Source organism: Streptococcus sp. 32226D021BW (genome assembly GCF_053545015.1).
In genome coordinates, this window is the sequence record NZ_JBPPVC010000001.1 from 1 (window position 1) to 16,161 (window position 16,161).

At 42.1% G+C, this 16,161-nt stretch carries 16 protein-coding genes and 1 pseudogene; 11 read left to right on the top strand and 6 right to left on the bottom strand.

What is annotated here, in order from left to right; genetic code table 11:
- Both ACEE44_RS00005 and ACEE44_RS00010 read left to right on the top strand, forming a co-directional pair.
- Nucleotides 1-578: LPXTG cell wall anchor domain-containing protein (locus ACEE44_RS00005; protein WP_449170797.1), on the top strand; the 578-nt coding region annotated here is incomplete at its 5' end.
- 348 nt (nucleotides 579-926) lie between these two features.
- A pseudogene (locus ACEE44_RS00010) lies at nucleotides 927-2,128 on the top strand (IS110 family transposase).
- A 214-nt stretch (nucleotides 2,129-2,342) separates the two neighbouring features.
- On the opposite strand, the gene ACEE44_RS00015 reads toward ACEE44_RS00010, so the two are convergent.
- From ACEE44_RS00015 to ACEE44_RS00030, 4 genes are all read right to left on the bottom strand, one after another.
- Nucleotides 2,343-4,061, bottom strand: a complete 1,719-nt coding sequence (locus tag ACEE44_RS00015) for a phospho-sugar mutase (RefSeq protein WP_449170798.1) — start codon at nucleotides 4,059-4,061, stop codon at nucleotides 2,343-2,345.
- 90 nt (nucleotides 4,062-4,151) lie between these two features.
- Nucleotides 4,152-4,721, bottom strand: a complete 570-nt coding sequence (locus tag ACEE44_RS00020) for an ECF transporter S component (RefSeq protein WP_172029653.1) — start codon at nucleotides 4,719-4,721, stop codon at nucleotides 4,152-4,154.
- Nucleotides 4,711-5,256, bottom strand: a complete 546-nt coding sequence (gene coaC / locus ACEE44_RS00025; RefSeq protein WP_449170799.1) for a phosphopantothenoylcysteine decarboxylase — start codon at nucleotides 5,254-5,256, stop codon at nucleotides 4,711-4,713. Before coaC ends, ACEE44_RS00020 begins: the two co-directional genes overlap by 11 nt.
- A complete protein-coding gene (locus ACEE44_RS00030) occupies nucleotides 5,249-5,944 on the bottom strand; it encodes a phosphopantothenate--cysteine ligase (RefSeq protein ID WP_449170800.1) in 696 nt (231 codons plus the stop codon). Before ACEE44_RS00030 ends, coaC begins: the two co-directional genes overlap by 8 nt.
- A 215-nt stretch (nucleotides 5,945-6,159) precedes the next feature.
- On the opposite strand from ACEE44_RS00030, the gene ACEE44_RS00035 reads away from it, so the two are divergent.
- The gene (locus ACEE44_RS00035) at nucleotides 6,160-7,830 is read left to right on the top strand and encodes a formate--tetrahydrofolate ligase (protein ID WP_449170801.1); all 1,671 of its coding nucleotides are present in this window, start codon (nucleotides 6,160-6,162) and stop codon (nucleotides 7,828-7,830) included.
- Nucleotides 7,831-7,876: 46 nt separating this feature from the next.
- On the opposite strand, the gene ACEE44_RS00040 is transcribed toward ACEE44_RS00035, so the two are convergent.
- A complete protein-coding gene (locus ACEE44_RS00040; protein WP_449170802.1) occupies nucleotides 7,877-8,686 on the bottom strand; it encodes a PrsW family glutamic-type intramembrane protease in 810 nt (269 codons plus the stop codon).
- A gap of 183 nt (nucleotides 8,687-8,869) precedes the next feature.
- Here ACEE44_RS00040 and ACEE44_RS00045 point away from each other — a divergent pair, with 183 nt between their 5' ends.
- A complete protein-coding gene (locus tag ACEE44_RS00045) occupies nucleotides 8,870-10,186 on the top strand; it encodes an FAD-containing oxidoreductase (RefSeq protein ID WP_449170803.1) in 1,317 nt (438 codons plus the stop codon).
- 100 nt (nucleotides 10,187-10,286) lie between these two features.
- On the opposite strand, the gene ucpA is transcribed toward ACEE44_RS00045, so the two are convergent.
- Nucleotides 10,287-11,078 carry an SDR family oxidoreductase UcpA gene (gene ucpA / locus ACEE44_RS00050; RefSeq protein ID WP_449170804.1) on the bottom strand — a complete coding sequence of 264 codons (792 nt, stop codon included), beginning with the start codon at nucleotides 11,076-11,078 and terminating at the stop codon, nucleotides 10,287-10,289.
- Between the two features lie 244 nt (nucleotides 11,079-11,322).
- Here ucpA and ACEE44_RS00055 point away from each other — a divergent pair, with 244 nt between their 5' ends.
- The 7 genes from ACEE44_RS00055 to dapA all read left to right on the top strand — a co-directional run bounded on the left by ACEE44_RS00055 (nucleotide 11,323) and on the right by dapA (nucleotide 16,046).
- Entirely contained in the window at nucleotides 11,323-11,940 is a 618-nt protein-coding gene (locus ACEE44_RS00055) for a DUF5052 family protein (protein ID WP_449170805.1), read from the top strand.
- Nucleotides 11,941-12,450, top strand: coding sequence for an N-acetyltransferase family protein (locus tag ACEE44_RS00060; protein ID WP_449170806.1), 510 nt, complete (start codon nucleotides 11,941-11,943; stop codon nucleotides 12,448-12,450). It begins immediately after the preceding gene.
- Nucleotides 12,440-13,093, top strand: a complete 654-nt coding sequence (locus tag ACEE44_RS00065) for a DNA alkylation repair protein (RefSeq protein ID WP_449170807.1) — start codon at nucleotides 12,440-12,442, stop codon at nucleotides 13,091-13,093. Before ACEE44_RS00060 ends, ACEE44_RS00065 begins: the two co-directional genes overlap by 11 nt.
- A gap of 8 nt (nucleotides 13,094-13,101) precedes the next feature.
- Nucleotides 13,102-13,389, top strand: a complete 288-nt coding sequence (locus tag ACEE44_RS00070) for a DUF1905 domain-containing protein (RefSeq protein WP_449170808.1) — start codon at nucleotides 13,102-13,104, stop codon at nucleotides 13,387-13,389.
- A 286-nt stretch (nucleotides 13,390-13,675) separates the two neighbouring features.
- Nucleotides 13,676-14,752, top strand: coding sequence for an aspartate-semialdehyde dehydrogenase (locus tag ACEE44_RS00075; protein ID WP_449170809.1), 1,077 nt, complete (start codon nucleotides 13,676-13,678; stop codon nucleotides 14,750-14,752).
- A gap of 24 nt (nucleotides 14,753-14,776) precedes the next feature.
- Nucleotides 14,777-15,049: a hypothetical protein gene (locus tag ACEE44_RS00080; RefSeq protein ID WP_332413058.1), complete on the top strand. Its 273-nt coding sequence runs from the start codon at nucleotides 14,777-14,779 to the stop codon at nucleotides 15,047-15,049.
- A gap of 61 nt (nucleotides 15,050-15,110) precedes the next feature.
- Nucleotides 15,111-16,046, top strand: coding sequence for a 4-hydroxy-tetrahydrodipicolinate synthase (gene dapA, locus ACEE44_RS00085; RefSeq protein WP_105108014.1), 936 nt, complete (start codon nucleotides 15,111-15,113; stop codon nucleotides 16,044-16,046).
- The last annotated feature ends 115 nt before the right edge of the window (nucleotides 16,047-16,161 follow it).

Here is a 16,161-nt window from a genome sequence, read left to right on the forward strand (position 1 = left end):
CAACTCCACCGGTAGTTCCAACTGTGCCAGCAGTTCCAACTTCACCAGTAGTTCCAACTCCACCGGTAGTTCCAACTGCGCCAGTAGTTCCAACTCCACCAGTAGTTCCAACTTCACCAGTAGTTCCAACTCCACCAGTAGTTCCAACTGCGCCAGTAGTTCCAACTGCGCCAGTAGTTCCAACTCCACCGGTAGTTCCAACTGTGCCAGCAGTTCCAACTTCACCAGTAGTTCCAACTCCACCGGTAGTTCCAACTCCACCAGTAATTCCAACTGCGCCAGTAGTTCCAACTCCACCGGTAGTTCCAACTGCGCCAGCAGTTCCAACTCCACCGGTAGTTCCAACTGCGCCAGTAGTTCCAATTCCTCCAGTTGCTTTGACTCCACCTACCCCACTGATTACTCCAAGTGTTCCAGTTCAATCAGAACCACTTAAAGTTGTGGTAACTCCAGAGACGCAAGTAGCGGTATTGCCAAATACAGGTGAAACAGACTCAATATTCATATTGATTATGAGTGGAGGTGCTATTGTTGCTAGCTTATCTTTGGCTGGAACTTTAATAAGAAGAAATAACTAATGCATTGAAACTACTTGTATTAAAGTTTCCCATTGTCAACCGAGTGGATTGTTGAAAGCTAGAGTTAGAGAGAGCGAATACTTCGCTCTCTCATTATTCATCAAAAACATACTAAGATTAGTAGTGAGGAAATCTCCGACGGGAGAGAGTGCTCACTACTTTTTCTTTATGATAAAGTATAGGTGTCTTGTTAAGTCGTGGGGCTTTTTGACGCTAGACGTCGCATCAAAAACTGGCAAGGCACCTGTTTTAGAAAGAATGTTATCAAAGTATGTGGGACGCCTGACGTCGAGTATTGAAAATGACATCACTAAAACAAGGAATCATTCAAGACAAAGAGGTAATATCATGCGTGCAGTTTTTGGGATTGATGTGAGTAAGGCAAGTTCAGAAGTGGCCATTCTAGTCAATGGCGAGAAGGTTCATGGCTATACCATGCCCAATGACGCCATCGGCTTTGGTCGGCTACTTAGCGATTTGAGAACCGTCCATAAGCCAGAAATCATCTTTGAAGCAACAGGTGTCTATTCTCGTCGTCTTCAAGCTTTTCTGGATGAACATGGCTACGCTTATACACGGCTTAATCCCTTAGAAGCTAAGAAGCAACTGGATAGCTTGCGTGTGCGGAAAACAGATCAAATTGACGCCGAAAAACTGGCTCAATCTCAATTTGTGCTGAATCGTAAACCCACTTATGTCCAAGAAGAAGTCTACCAAAACTTGTGGGCTCTCAGCCGTTTCTATCAGAATCTGACCGAGGACATTGTTCAAGCTAAAAACCGCCTGCACAAGGTCTTACAAATCACTTTTCCTGAATTGGAAACTATCTTATCAACACCATCTGGCGAACAATACTGGAACCTGGTCATAGCTTTTCCTTGCAAGGACTTCGTGCTTGATTTAAGCAAGGACGAACTCTCAGAAAGCATTCGTCAGTCTACTTCAAAACGTATTTCTGACAAGCGTGTGGCGTACTTAGCTGAGAAGCTGATAGCACTAGCTAATCAATCTTATTGTGCCGTCAAGAAAACCTCTCCCATACTAGAAGAGGTGCGTTACTATGGAAAATAATTACTTCGGCTTTCTGAACAGAGACAAACTGTCCTAGACCAAATGGTGGAACTAGCTCAGCCATTACCTGAATATGACATTCTGCTCTCTATTCCTGGAATAGCTGAGACTACTGCAACAAGTATTATTGGTGAACTGGGAGATATTCGCCGTTTTCAGTCTGCCAATCAAATCAATGCTTTTATCGGTATTGACCTGAGACACTATGAATCTGGTAACTTCCTCGTTAAGAACACATTACCAAGCGTGGCAATCCCTACGCTAGAAAGATTCTGTTCAAATGTATTCACAATATCGCTTCAGCCAGTCACACCAATCCTTGCTATATCGCAGACTTTTATGAGAAACGAAAAAGACAATCGCAAACGACTTCTACGAAGCCACACACGATTGCCTCCATACATCGTCTCATTCGGGCAATGTATTACCTCATTACGCATAACAAACTTTACGATTACACTTTAACCCAAAATCAGTAAGATTGTTTATGCAATATTATTGTAACACCTTATCAAAAATTTTCAACATAAGGTGTTAATTTCGTGTACTCTTTTTTACACGAAACTTTAGTCCAAAAGAAAACAATTTCCTTATTTTGACTATTGAACTCAAAATATTTTTCATCAAATACCTTGATAGGCTTGACAAATGGTAGAGAAAGAGCCGCGTCTGCGACTCTTTTTGCTTATAATTTTACCCAACAAATTCGTTGATTTCTTTTTCGATGTTGGCGATTTTTTCTTCTGCCTCAGCAAGTGTTTCACCGACTGTTGCGATGTAGAATTTGATTTTTGGTTCTGTTCCTGAAGGACGAACAGCGAACCAAGAATCATCTGCCAAGGTGTATTTCAAGACATCCGATGGAGGAGTAGTGAGTTTCTCTACATTACCATCTTTGTCAGTTTTCGTTTGAAGTGCAAAGTCTTCAAAGACTGCGATGTCAGTTGCGTTGAATTGGGCTGGTGAATTGTCACGGAATTTAGCCATGATTGCCTTGATTTGCTCTGCACCATCTTTACCAGAAAGTGTAACAGAGATTGTTTTCTCAGCGAAGTAGCCATATTCCTTGAAGATTTCATCGATACCGTCAGCCAAGGTCATGCCACGTGAACGGTAGTAGGCAGCAATTTCAGCCACCATAAGCACAGCCTGGATAGCATCCTTGTCACGCACGAATGGCTTAATCAAGTAGCCAAAGCTTTCTTCGAAACCAAACATGTAAGTATGGTTGTGTTTTTCTTCGAACTCTTGGATTTTCTCAGCGATAAACTTGAAACCAGTCAAGACGTTGAACATGGTAGCGCCGTAGCTTTCAGCAATCTTAGTGACCAACTCAGTTGAAACGATTGACTTAGCTAGGGCAGCATTTGCAGGAAGTGTGCCTGCTTGCTTGTGAGCTTCAAGGATGTACTTAGCAATGATAGCACCGATTTGGTTACCAGAAAGGTTCCAGTATGAACCATCAGCTTGACGAACTTCAACACCAACACGGTCAGCGTCAGGGTCAGTTGCAAGAAGGACATCTGCCCCGACTTCACGGCCCAATTCTTCCGCAAGGGCAAATGCAGCTTGGCTTTCTGGGTTTGGTGAAGCGACAGTTGAGAAGTCAGGGTCGGCAGTTGCTTGTGCTTCCACAACTTGAACAGATTCGAAACCAGCTTGAGCAAGAGCACGACGAGCCAACATTTCACCCGTACCATGAAGTGGTGTGTAGACAATCTTCATGTCCTTACCGTACTCAGCAATCAAGTCAGGATTGATGTTGAGGTCTTTGAGTTCTTCAAGGTATTTAACGTCAGTTTCTTCGCCAAGAACTGTAATCAAGCCATTTTCTTTACTTACTTCAAGGTCAGCCAATTCAACTGCAAATGGATTGTCGATAGCACGGATAAAGTTGGTCAATGCATCAGCATCAGCAGGAGGCATTTGTCCACCATCTTCACCGTAAACCTTGTAGCCGTTGAATTCTTTGGGGTTGTGGCTGGCAGTCACCATGATACCTGCGATGGCATTGTAATGGCGCACAGCGAATGACAATTCAGGAGTTGGACGAAGGCTTTCAAATACATAAGATTTGATACCATGTGCTGCCAATACTTGAGCAGACTCAAAAGCAAATTCTGGAGAGAAGTGACGTGAGTCGTAAGCGATGGCTACACCACGTTTTTTAGCTTCTTCACCTTTTGATTCTACCAATTTTGCCAAACCTTCGGTAGCTTGACGGACTACGAATACGTTGATGCGGTTGGTACCAGCTCCAATGTAACCACGCATACCGGCTGTACCAAACTCAAGGTTTGTATAGAAGGCATCTTCTTTTGTCTTTTCATCCATTGCGACTAATTCTTCACGCAAGTAGTCTGGAAGGTCTGCAAAGTCGAGCCATGTTTGATAGGTTTCTTGATAAGTCATCGCATATCTCCTTAAAAATATTTCTTTTAAACGCTTTCATTATACCATGTTTGAAAAGAAAAATCACGCTTTCACGTGATTTTCTGATATTTATTTTTTAACTTTCTGTAAGACTGGGACAATGGCAAGGGTTAGAATGGTGGCAATCGCCATTTCAGCGATAGAATTGACTGAAACGATTGCTGCAAGGACTGCCTTAATATCTCCTTTGAAAACACCGCCAAATAGAAAGAAAATACCTGACAGGACAAAGATAGTGTTTGTGAGTGTTCCGGTCAAGCCAGCGAGTGCAAGACCCGCCTTATTTTGACACAATTTGTAAATATAATAAGGAGTAATTCCAATCAAAATCCGTGGTACAAGTGCGATGAGCACTGAGTAGAGATTTCCATTCTCAACAAAAGGTGAGAAGACATAGCTCAAAGGTGAAAGAATAATACTATTGCGGATGATACTCATAATCCCCATAAAACCACCCAGTTGAGCACCAATACGAGGTCCATAAATAATACTTGCAATGATAACAGGGATATGGGTAACAGTCGGTTTGACCGGGAGGACAAAGGCTGCGAAGATAGCCTGGCTGATGGTTTCGATGACGACCATAACAGCGATAAAAATAGCTAGGGTTGCGACTTGGTTGGCTTTCTTAGTTTTCATTCAGAATAGAACTCACTTTCTCTAATATAATCTCGATTTCAGCTAGGGCACCTGTCCCAAAATCACCACAGGCCAGCAGGGCTTCGCGTGGTTTAATTTCCTCAAAGCCGTATTCTGTCAAGGTTTTGAGATTTTGCTGTGTGGCAGGATTCAGGTACATATTGGTATTCATAGCAGGGGCAATCAGCTTTTTAGTTCCAAGGGGCAGGGCCAAGGCTGTCGCAGTGACCATATTGTCTGCCAAACCATGTGCCAATTTTGCGATAGTATTAGCAGAAGCAGGCGCCACAATGAAGAGGTCTGTCGCCTTGGCAATATCAATGTGCTTGATGGAACTAGGATTTTCTTCCAACATGACATCTGTATGGACCAGATTTTTTGATAGGGATTGGAAGGTCAAAGGCGTGATAAAGTCCATAGCAGAGCGGCTCATGAGGACGGTTACCTGATGGCCGAGCTTGGTTAATTGACTGGTCAAGTCTGCTGCCTTATACGCAGAGATAGAACCTGTAACAGCAAGGGTAATATTAGCCATTTGTTTCTCCTTTTTCGAGAGTTTCCAAAATCAGCTGGGCAATTTCTGCTTTTGTATGAGCTTTAACTTCCGAAATCTTGTCAACCAGGTAGGCAATGTGTTGATTGCCCTTGATATCTGTCAAGTCATTTGCAAGGATATAATCTGCACCATTGCCTTCAATGCTTTGGCGGGCAACAGCAAATAATTCTTCCTTTGGAACATCGACTAAAAGCTTAAATCCAATCAGTTGGATAGTTGGGTTCCATTGTTTGACATAGGAAATAACCTTGGGTGTTTTTTTGAGGAAAAGGACTTGGTAGTCATCCTTGGAAGAAATCTTGCTTTCAGTGTTTTTCTTATCCAACAAACTAGTAACATCTTCGGTTGCCTGAACCTCATCCAAGCCAGTCATGTAAACAGGGGTATAATCCGATACGGCCATGCTATGGATGAGGGCTTGATGGTTTTTGACCAAGGGTTCTAAAGTTGATTTTAAACTTTCAACATTTGTGATTTCAATAATGGTTAAATTCTTCTGTGGTTCAGGCTTGACAGCCTGCTTGGTAGTGATAAGCGTGACCTCATGTCCAAGTTTCAAAGCCTGTTCAGCAATGATTTTCCCAAGATTGCCGGAAGCATGATTGGTGATGGAACGGACTTGGTCGATGGCTTCACTGGTGCCACCTGATGTAATCAATAGTTTCATGTACATATTTTACTAGAATTTCCAATTTTCGTAAAGTTTCTGCGACCCACTTTTCACAAAGATTTACTAAATCAAAATATTATTTAACTTAATAGTATATTTTAATTTAACAGTTGTTAAATCCGTACATTTTTTACAATATTTACAAACAACATGCGAAAATAAAATTTCTTGTGGTATAATGTTTGTGAAAAATAAGGAATTTAGGAGCTCTCATGAAAACAGATATTGAAATTGCACAAAGTGTGACCTTGAAACCTATTACTGAAATCGTTGAAAAAGTTGGTATCAGCTTTGACGATATTGAACTCTATGGAAAATACAAGGCAAAATTGTCCTTTGAAAAAATCAATGCGGTGCAAGACAATGCGCCAGGGAAATTGATCTTGGTTACAGCCATCAACCCAACACCTGCAGGAGAAGGGAAGTCAACCATTACTATCGGTTTGGCTGATGCTTTGTCAAAAATTGGTAAGAAAACCATGATTGCCCTTCGTGAGCCTTCTTTGGGTCCAGTTATGGGTATCAAGGGTGGAGCTGCTGGTGGTGGTTTTGCCCAAGTCTTGCCAATGGAAGATATTAACCTGCACTTTACAGGTGATATGCACGCCATTACGACTGCCAACAATGCTCTCTCTGCCTTGATTGATAACCATATCCATCAAGGAAATGCGATTGGCCTTGACCAGCGCCGTATCATCTGGAAACGTGTTGTGGACCTCAACGACCGCGCGCTTCGTAAGGTGACGGTTGGCTTGGGTGGGCCGCTCAATGGTATTCCACGTGAAGATGGTTTTGACATTACAGTGGCATCTGAAATCATGGCAATCTTGTGTTTGGCGACGGACATCAACGACTTGAAAGAACGCTTGGCAAATATTGTGATTGGTTATCATTTCGATCGTAGTCCTGTCTATGTGCGTGATTTGGCGGTGGAAGGTGCTCTTACCCTCATTTTGAAAGACGCTATCAAACCAAACCTTGTCCAAACCATCTATGGCACGCCAGCCTTTGTCCATGGTGGACCATTTGCTAACATCGCCCATGGCTGTAACTCAGTGCTCGCTACCACAACAGCTCTGCGATTGGCCGACTATACCGTCACAGAAGCAGGATTTGGTGCTGACCTTGGAGCAGAGAAATTCCTCGATATTAAAGTGCCAAACTTGCCAAAAGCTCCGGATGCAGTGGTCATTGTTGCCACACTTCGTGCACTTAAAATGCATGGTGGTGTCGCTAAGACAGAACTTTCTGCTGAAAATGTAGAAGCTGTCAAAGCTGGTTTTGCCAACCTCAAACGTCACGTTGAAAATATCCAGAAATATGGTATTCCAGCAGTCGTCGCTATCAATGAATTTGTATCTGACACAGCTGATGAAATCGCTACATTGAAAGAACTTTGCGCTGAGATTGGTGTACCTGTTGAATTGGCTAGCGTATGGGCAAACGGTGTAGACGGTGGTGTTGAATTGGCTGAAACAGTTGTTGCTACTATTGAAAATCAAGCAGCCAACTACCAACGACTTTACAAGGCAGACGATAGCTTGGAAGAAAAAGTGACTAAGATTGTTACCCAAATCTACGGTGGTACTGGTGTCGTTTTCGAGAAAAAAGCCCGTAATCAATTGACTGAATTTGCTAAGAATGGTTGGGATAAACTGCCAGTCTGCATGGCCAAGACCCAATACAGCTTCTCAGATGATCAGTTTGCTCTTGGTGCACCCACAGGCTTTGACATTACAGTCCGTGAATTCGTTCCAAAATTGGGAGCAGGTTTCATCGTTGCTCTTACAGGTGATGTCATGACTATGCCAGGTCTTCCAAAAGCCCCTGCAGCCCTCAATATGGATGTGGCAGAAGATGGAACAGCTATTGGTTTGTTCTAATCTGATGAATAGAAAAAATCCGCTCGCTTGGGCGGATTTTTTTCTGTTACTCTGTAAACTGATCAACTGTTCGATAGGCAAGAAGTCCCAGCAAGACACTAGCCATCGGAAGCAGGGTTGTCAAAATTCCTGTATGCAATGGGGAGTTGAAGAAGAAGTGCAGACTGATACTTGCCACAATCCAAAATAGGCCTTGAACTGTTGACATGGCTTTTTGTTTGGTAAAAAGTGCCACCATACCAATAGCAAAGAGCATGGTAAATACCCAGTGGGTCCAGCCAGCCTGTCCTACCCGACCGATAATGGTTTCAAATCCATCCAGTTTACCAATAAACATATCACGAAAAGTGAACATGATATCTTCAACGATTTGGAAACTAAGACCCGCGATAATACCACTGACCATGGCATGTTTGAGAGTCATTTTTCTTGCAATTAGTAAAACTAAGAGAACAACCAGAGCCTTGCCAAATTCTTCCGCAAACGGGGCAGAAACAGCAGCCCCCCAGTCATAACGAAAATCATCACTGACCTTAACAATCTCTAGCAAAAAGTAACCGATAGCAGTGTGTCCACAGTCTGAAAAAGCCACTCCGGCAGTTAGTCCCAAAATCCAACTTAAATGACTGACTTTTTTGGAAATAGCATAGCGGTTTTCCAAATAGCGGATAAAATAGACCAGAGGAATGATATAAAGGGCAGCAACAGAAATAGTCAGTAAAAATAAGGGATACTTGGCTTCCATGCCATTTGGTTGGGCCAACTCTTCAAATATCATTTGACAGCCTTTTACAAAGCCAAAGCTGGCTAAAAGAATGGGGAAATAGGTTTTACAATAGTGTAATATGTTTCGCATTGAAAACTCCTTTGTATTAACAAATTAGTGTATGGATACATTGTAGCAAAAATTATGCCATCTTGTCTAATTTTTATCTGTTTTTTTGCTAAAGTAATTCAAAATTCTACTGCCGTAGCAGAATTGTGCCAAAAATTTTCTTTTTTGATAGACTAGGGTTGAAAACATTAAAAGGAGTATCTTATGGAACAATTTGATTTGTTAGTCATCGGTTTTGGTAAGGCTGGAAAGACCTTAGCAGGGAAGCTGTCAGCAGCTGGGAAGAAGGTTGCCTTGGTTGAGGAAAATCCTGCCATGTTTGGTGGCACCTGTATCAATATCGGCTGTATTCCAACTAAGACCCTCTTGGTAGCAGCGGATAAAAACTGGACCTTTGAGCAGGTCATGGAGCAAAAAGAAACCATCACCACTCGTCTTCGCAACAAGAACGAAGCAGTCTTGAAGGGCAGTGGAGCCCATCTCTATCAAGGTCACGCGCGTTTTGTGGCTGACAAGGTTGTGGAGGTAGTTGCTGGAGAAGAAAGCCTTCAGTTAACTGCTGAAACTGTTATCATTAACACAGGTGCCAAGTCGCGTGTTCTTCCAATTCCTGGCTTGTTGGATACGCCACACGTTTACGACAGTACCGGCATTCAGAATTTGGAGGTTCGTCCTGACAAGTTGGCAATTATCGGTGGTGGTAACATTGGACTGGAATTTGCTGGACTTTACAGCAAACTCGGCAGTCAGGTGACAGTATATGAAGCCAGCTCTGCTATTTTACCAAGAGAAGAGGAAGTGGTTGCCAAGCTAGCCAAGGAGTATATGGAAGAAGCTGGCGTGACCTTCGTATTGGGTGCTAAAATTGAGCAAGTCGTAGCTGCGGGCGAGCAGGTTGCCCTGACGGTTAATGGAGAAACGGCAGTCTTTGATGCTGTCCTCTATGCAACAGGTCGTGTGCCAAACACTGCTGACTTGGGCTTGGAACATACAGCGATTGAGCTTTTGGAAAATGGTGCTGTTAAGGTGGATGACTACTGTGAAACCACTGTTCCAGGTGTCTATGCAGTGGGCGATGTCAATGGTGGTCCACAATTCACTTACACATCCCTAGACGACTTCCGTATCGTTTTTGGCAAGTTGACTGGGACTGGAACTTACAGCTTGAGCCAACGTAAGTCTATTCCAACCAGCGTCTTCATTACGCCTGTACTTTCTCGTGTTGGTCTGACGGAGAAGGAAGCTAAGGAAGCAGGTTACGACTACATTGCCAATGAATTGCCTGTTGCCAATATGCCACGCGCCCATGTCAACAACGACCTCAAAGGTATTTTCAAGGTTATCGTGGATAAGGAAAGTAAGCTTGTTCTGGGGGTGACTCTCTTTGGTCGCAATTCAGAGGAGCTGATTAACTTGATTGCTATGGCGATTGATAATAAAATCCCTTATACCTACTTTAAAACTCAAATCTTCACCCATCCGACTATGGCTGAGAATTTGAATGATGTCTTTAATTTTTAATGGTGTAATGACCGTCCGATAGGGCGGTTTTTTATAGCATAAAAGGAGAATACCTTGATGATGGTTCATCTTGTTATTCTCCTTTTAATTACATTGTACGTTAGACTCCCATATCGACAGTCTCTGGCAGAGTAGCCCCTCCATCAATGACAATTTGGGCTCCTGTTATATAACTACTTTCATCGCTGCCAAGAAAAGCAAATAATTCTCCAACTTCTTTAGGATCTGCTAGTCGTTTCATTGGGACTGCCTTTGCAATTCCCTCGATGATTTGCTCAGGATTTTGAGGGTCAGATTCTAAGGCCATCTGTTCTACCATGGGTGTTCGTGCATAGCCTAATTGTGTGCAGTTTACACGAATATTTTTTTGAGCATATTCAACCGCTAAGCATTTAGTTAAACCTACTGTTGCAGCCTTTGTCATGGCATAAGCTGCTTCTCCAGGATCTGCCACAATATCTCCTGTTACTGAGGAAGCAATTACAATACTACCTCCGTTTCCTTTTAGCATTTCCTTAATGGCGACTTGGCAAGTATTCCAGACACCCTTGATATTTACATCGATATGGAAATCTCTCATTTCTTCTGTAAATTCTTCAAATGGAGCCAATCGACAGACTCCAGCATTGCAACAGGCTATATGTAGAGAACCAAATGCAGCAATCGTTTTATTTACAGCCTCTTGTAATTGTGTTATTTCACGAACATCAGCTATATGTGTAATGATATCTGCATGATACTTTTCTCGCAATTCTTGTGCGGTTGTCTCAACGGCTTCATCTCTATCTATCATACAGATTTGAGCCCCATTTTTTACGTAGACTTCAGCAATTCCTTTACCAAGACCAAATGCAGCACCAGTAATCAGCGCAACTTTTCCAAGTAACTTCATAAGTGTTCCTCCTTGTTAATATATCAAATAAAATGTAACCCTTTTCAAACAAAAAGTCAAATGATTATATAGTAATTTTGAAATGAATTTATTGATATTTATTTTATGTTTCCTCTTTCTTTTACAAAATAGCTTTCATAAAGTATGCCAAACTATTTTCTGGGATAAAATTGTTATCTGCAAGTAATTTTGGTATTTACTGTATAACATGATACAATAAGGTATCAACCATTGGAGGTTTTATATGAGATGGAATAAAAAACTAGCACTTAGTGCTGTCTTAGTCGCAAGTTTGTTTACTTTGTCAGCCTGTCAGTCGATTTCAAATTGGTGGAAGAATACCAAGGAAGAATGGATTGGCTTGGAGATGACGGTACGGACATTTGATGAGAATTCTCAGTTAATAGATGAAATGTCTGGTAAGTCTTTATCGATTTCGCGGAATGAGGAGTTTGACTCCGTGGATGCCGAAGGCTATTCCAATGCGGATTCGTCTGTTTTGAAGGTGACACTTGGTAATTATGAAATTGACCATGTTGGTTCTTCCCTGATTGCTGCTGAAGAGGGCTTGGAGGATTTATTTGCCAAGTATCAATCGACTGTAGATATTGCCAACTATGATCATTCTATTCCCTTGGTCAATCGTATGGTTTCTAGCTTAAAAAATGATTTTACTGGTAAGGCTAAGGTTGTTTTAATTCGTTCGCAAAATGGAACACCATTAGCGACCTATGTTGGTGATAAGGTTTCACTATATGCTTCAGATGCACCAAAGACATCTGAACTCTTGATTGACGGTAAGCGATTGATTATCTACCGTTGTGACTATACGATTTATGACAGAGAATTGTTGGAGAACTAGATGATAAACATTCGGTCAGCTCAGATAGAGGATGCTGCAGATTTGGTGGCTATCTATGCTCCTTACGTTAAAACTACAGCCATTACTTTTGAGACAGAAGTGCCGACTGTGGCAGACTTTGCTAGTCGGATTAAAAAGACCTTGGAGAAATTTCCCTATCTAGTTGCAGAAGAAGAAGGACAAGTTGTGGGATATGCGTATGCATCGACCTACTATGCCCGTGCTGCTTACGATTGGACAGTTGAATTGTCTGTTTATGTCACTAAATTGGCACATGGAAAAGGTATCGGAAGTCTCTTGTATGATGCCTTGGAAGAAGAATTGACGGCGCGTGACTTTAAGAACTTTTTAGCCTGTATTGCTCTTCCTAATCCAGCCTCGCTTGCTCTTCATAAGAAGAGAGGGTATGAACAGGTAGCACATTTCAAAAACGTTGGTTATAAATTTGATACCTGGCATGATATTGTCTGGCTTCAAAAATCTCTTGTAGGTAAGCAAAATGAAGATTGAAGAATTAGAGAAACGTCTCAATGCTGTGGCAGATGCTAGTCAAGCCAAACCGATGAAAGCCTATATGAAAAACAACTTTGAATTCTTGGGTGTACGAACGCCTGACCGCAGACAGATCGCCAAGCAGTTCTTCAAAGATTTCAAGGTTCAGGGAATTGATTGGGATTTTGTAGAGGCTTGCTGGGTCAAACCCTACCGTGAGTTTCAGTATATTGCTATTGATTATCTGGTTACAAAGAAAAAGGACTTGGTTTTAGCTGACCTGCCTCGCTTGAAAAAATTAGCCCAGGCCAAGTCTTGGTGGGATAGTATTGACGGTCTGGATAAATTAGTAGGTAAGATTGTTTTGGACAATCCACAGGCCAAGCAGACCATTTTGGAATGGAGCCTTGATGATGATTTCTGGTTGAGGAGAATTGCCATTGACCACCAACTCTTACAAAAAGAAAAGACTGATACAGAACTTCTTGAGAAGATTTTGGTCAACAATCTCAATCAGACTGAATTTTTCATTAACAAGGCGATTGGCTGGAGTTTGCGAGATTATTCCAAGACCAATCCTGACTGGGTACGGGCTTTTCTAAAAAAGTACAGCTCCCAAATGGCAGGCTTGTCCATGCGTGAAGCTAGTAAGTACATTTAGGAGGAATTTTGTCTAAAGTATATGAATTTGAAGCAGTTATTCATCCAGTTCCAGATAAGGGCGGAGCCTATGTCATATTTCCCTATGATATTCGCGAGGAATTTGGAAAGGGCAGGGTAAAAGTCCATGCGACATTTGATGGTCATCCCTATGATGGTTCCATTGTCAATATGGGAGTAAAAGATGAAGCAGGCAATATCTGTTATATTATCGGAATTCAGAAGGCTATTCGAGCTGCCATAGGTAAACAGGCTGGTGATAGAGTTCAGGTGACTATTCATGAACGCTTGGATTAGTGTGACTTGCAATTTTTTCAGATTATGGTAGAATAGTTACATGCGATGAGCCGAGTAGTGACTTTGTCACATTCGACGCTAGGGAGGTCTTCATTTAATTGAAACGCAGGAGCGGACCTTGAATAGTTGTGTGAACCGGCTATTCTCATTGGAAACAATGCCCTTGCCCACCCTTGAGGTGGGCTTTTTTTACGTTACATACTTTTCATTTGATAAAATTATGGTATAATTATGAAATAACAAATTTTTAGAAAATTTTGAAGAATTGACCTAAAGGAGATTTTTTATGGCTTATGTAGTAGCTGTTGTTGGTGCCACTGGTGCAGTTGGTGCCCAAATGATTAAAATGTTGGAAGAATCAACTCTACCAATCGAGAAAGTACGTTTCTTGGCTTCTGCCCGTTCTGCAGGTAAGACCTTGCAGTTCAAGGGACAGGACATTGTCATTGAAGAAACAACAGAAACAGCTTTTGAAGGTGTGGATATTGCCCTCTTTTCAGCTGGTGGTTCTACGTCTGCTAAGTTCGCTCCTTATGCGGTTAAAGCTGGCGCAGTTGTCGTGGATAATACTTCGTATTTCCGTCAAAATCCAGATGTTCCTTTGGTTGTTCCAGAAGTAAATGCTCATGCCTTGGATGCCCACAATGGTATCATTGCTTGTCCTAACTGTTCGACCATTCAGATGATGGTTGCGCTTGAACCTGTCCGTCAAAAATGGGGCTTGGAACGGATTATCGTTTCGACCTATCAGGCGGTTTCTGGTGCTGGTATGGGAGCTATCTTAGAAACTCAGGCTCAGCTTCGTTCTGTTCTGAATGACGGTGTAGAGCCAAAAGCGGTAGAAGCAAACATTCTTCCTTCAGGTGGCGATAAGAAGCACTACCCAATCGGCTTCAATGCCATTCCACAAATCGACCTCTTCACAGAAAATGACTACACTTACGAAGAGATGAAGATGACAAAAGAAACTAAGAAAATCATGGAAGATGACAGCATTGCCGTTTCTGCAACTTGTGTCCGTATTCCAGTCTTGTCAGCTCACTCTGAGTCTGTTTACATTGAAACAAAAGAAATTGCTCCGATTGAGGAAGTAAAAGCAGCTATTGCAGCCTTTCCAGGTGCAGTTTTGGAAGATGATGTGGCTAACCAAGTCTATCCGCAAGCCATTAATGCTGTTGGGAGCCGTGATACTTTCGTGGGTCGTATCCGTAAGGATTTGGATAAGGAAAATGGTATTCATATGTGGGTTGTTTCTGACAACTTACTCAAGGGTGCAGCTTGGAACTCAGTTCAAATCGCTGAAACTCTCCATGAACGTGGTCTTGTTCGTCCAACCGCAGAATTGAAATTTGAGTTGAAATAAGGACTAGGTTTAGGAGATTGAAAAATGAATGATAATATTGCTAAGAAAATGGAGCAACGCCCAAAGGTACAAATTTTCTTCAGTACCGTTTTGGGTCTTGTAGTTGCCGTCTATGGATTCATTATCAGGCAAGATTTGTTAGTTTGGGAAGAAACAGGTGGAGAAAAACTCCTCCCACGCTTTATTTACTGGATTTATTCTTTAGTGGGTGCTACTGGAGTCGCTCTAGCATTCCTAGCAGTGAGTATGATTTTCTTTGTCAATAGCTATCGTATTTTCAAAAAATTAAAAGCTTAGATGTTAAGGGCTTGGCTTTTGATGATTTGATTGTGGCATTCAGTTGTAGAAAGGTTGAGATATGTCTATTCAAGATTTGCGTGATGTAAAAATTATTACGGCTATGATTACGCCCTTTAAAGAGGACGGAGCTATTAACTATGATGTGTTACCAGAATTGGTTGAGCATTTGTTGGCTCATCATACGGAAGGGATTTTGTTGGCAGGCACAACTGCCGAAAGTCCAACTCTTACACACGCGGAAGAATTGGAATTATTTGCGGCAGTACAAAAGATTGTCAATGGTCGTGTCCCTTTGATTGCAGGTATTGGTACCAATGATACCCGTGACTCCATCGAGTTTGCCAAGGAAGTTGCGGCTTTCGGCGGTTTTGCGGCAGGTCTTGCTATCGTGCCATACTACAACAAACCATCTCAAGAAGGGATGTATCAGCACTTCAAAGCTATTGCTGATGCTTCTGATTTGCCAATCATTATCTACAATATTCCAGGTCGTGTTGTCGTTGAAATGACGCCTGAAACCATGCTGCGTTTGGCAGAGCATCCAAATATTATCGGTGTCAAAGAGTGTACCAGTCTTGCCAATATGGCTTACTTGATCGAAAATAAGCCAGAGGATTTCTTGATTTATACTGGTGAAGACGGTGATGCCTTCCATGCTATGAACTTGGGTGCTGATGGTGTAATCTCCGTTGCATCCCATACCAATGGCGATGAAATGTATGAGATGTTCACTGCTATTGAGCAGCAAGACATCCGAACAGCAGCAGCCATTCAACGCAAGTTCATTCCGAAAGTTAATGCTCTATTCTCCTATCCAAGTCCTGCACCAGTTAAAGCGGTTCTTAACTATATGGGATTTGAAGTTGGACCACTCCGCTTACCATTGGTACCTTGTCCAGAAGAAGACGCAAAACGCATTATCAAGGTTGTCGTTGACGGCGACTACGAAGCAACCAAAGCAACCGTGACAGGAGTTGTAAGACCGGATTATTAAAAATGTCTAACCCGAGCCTAGAAACTCAAATGTAAGGACATCCAGGGCATCAGCTGCCATTTTCGACATTTTATTTAAATTTATTCAAGCACATCATAAAATAGGTGTGCTTTTT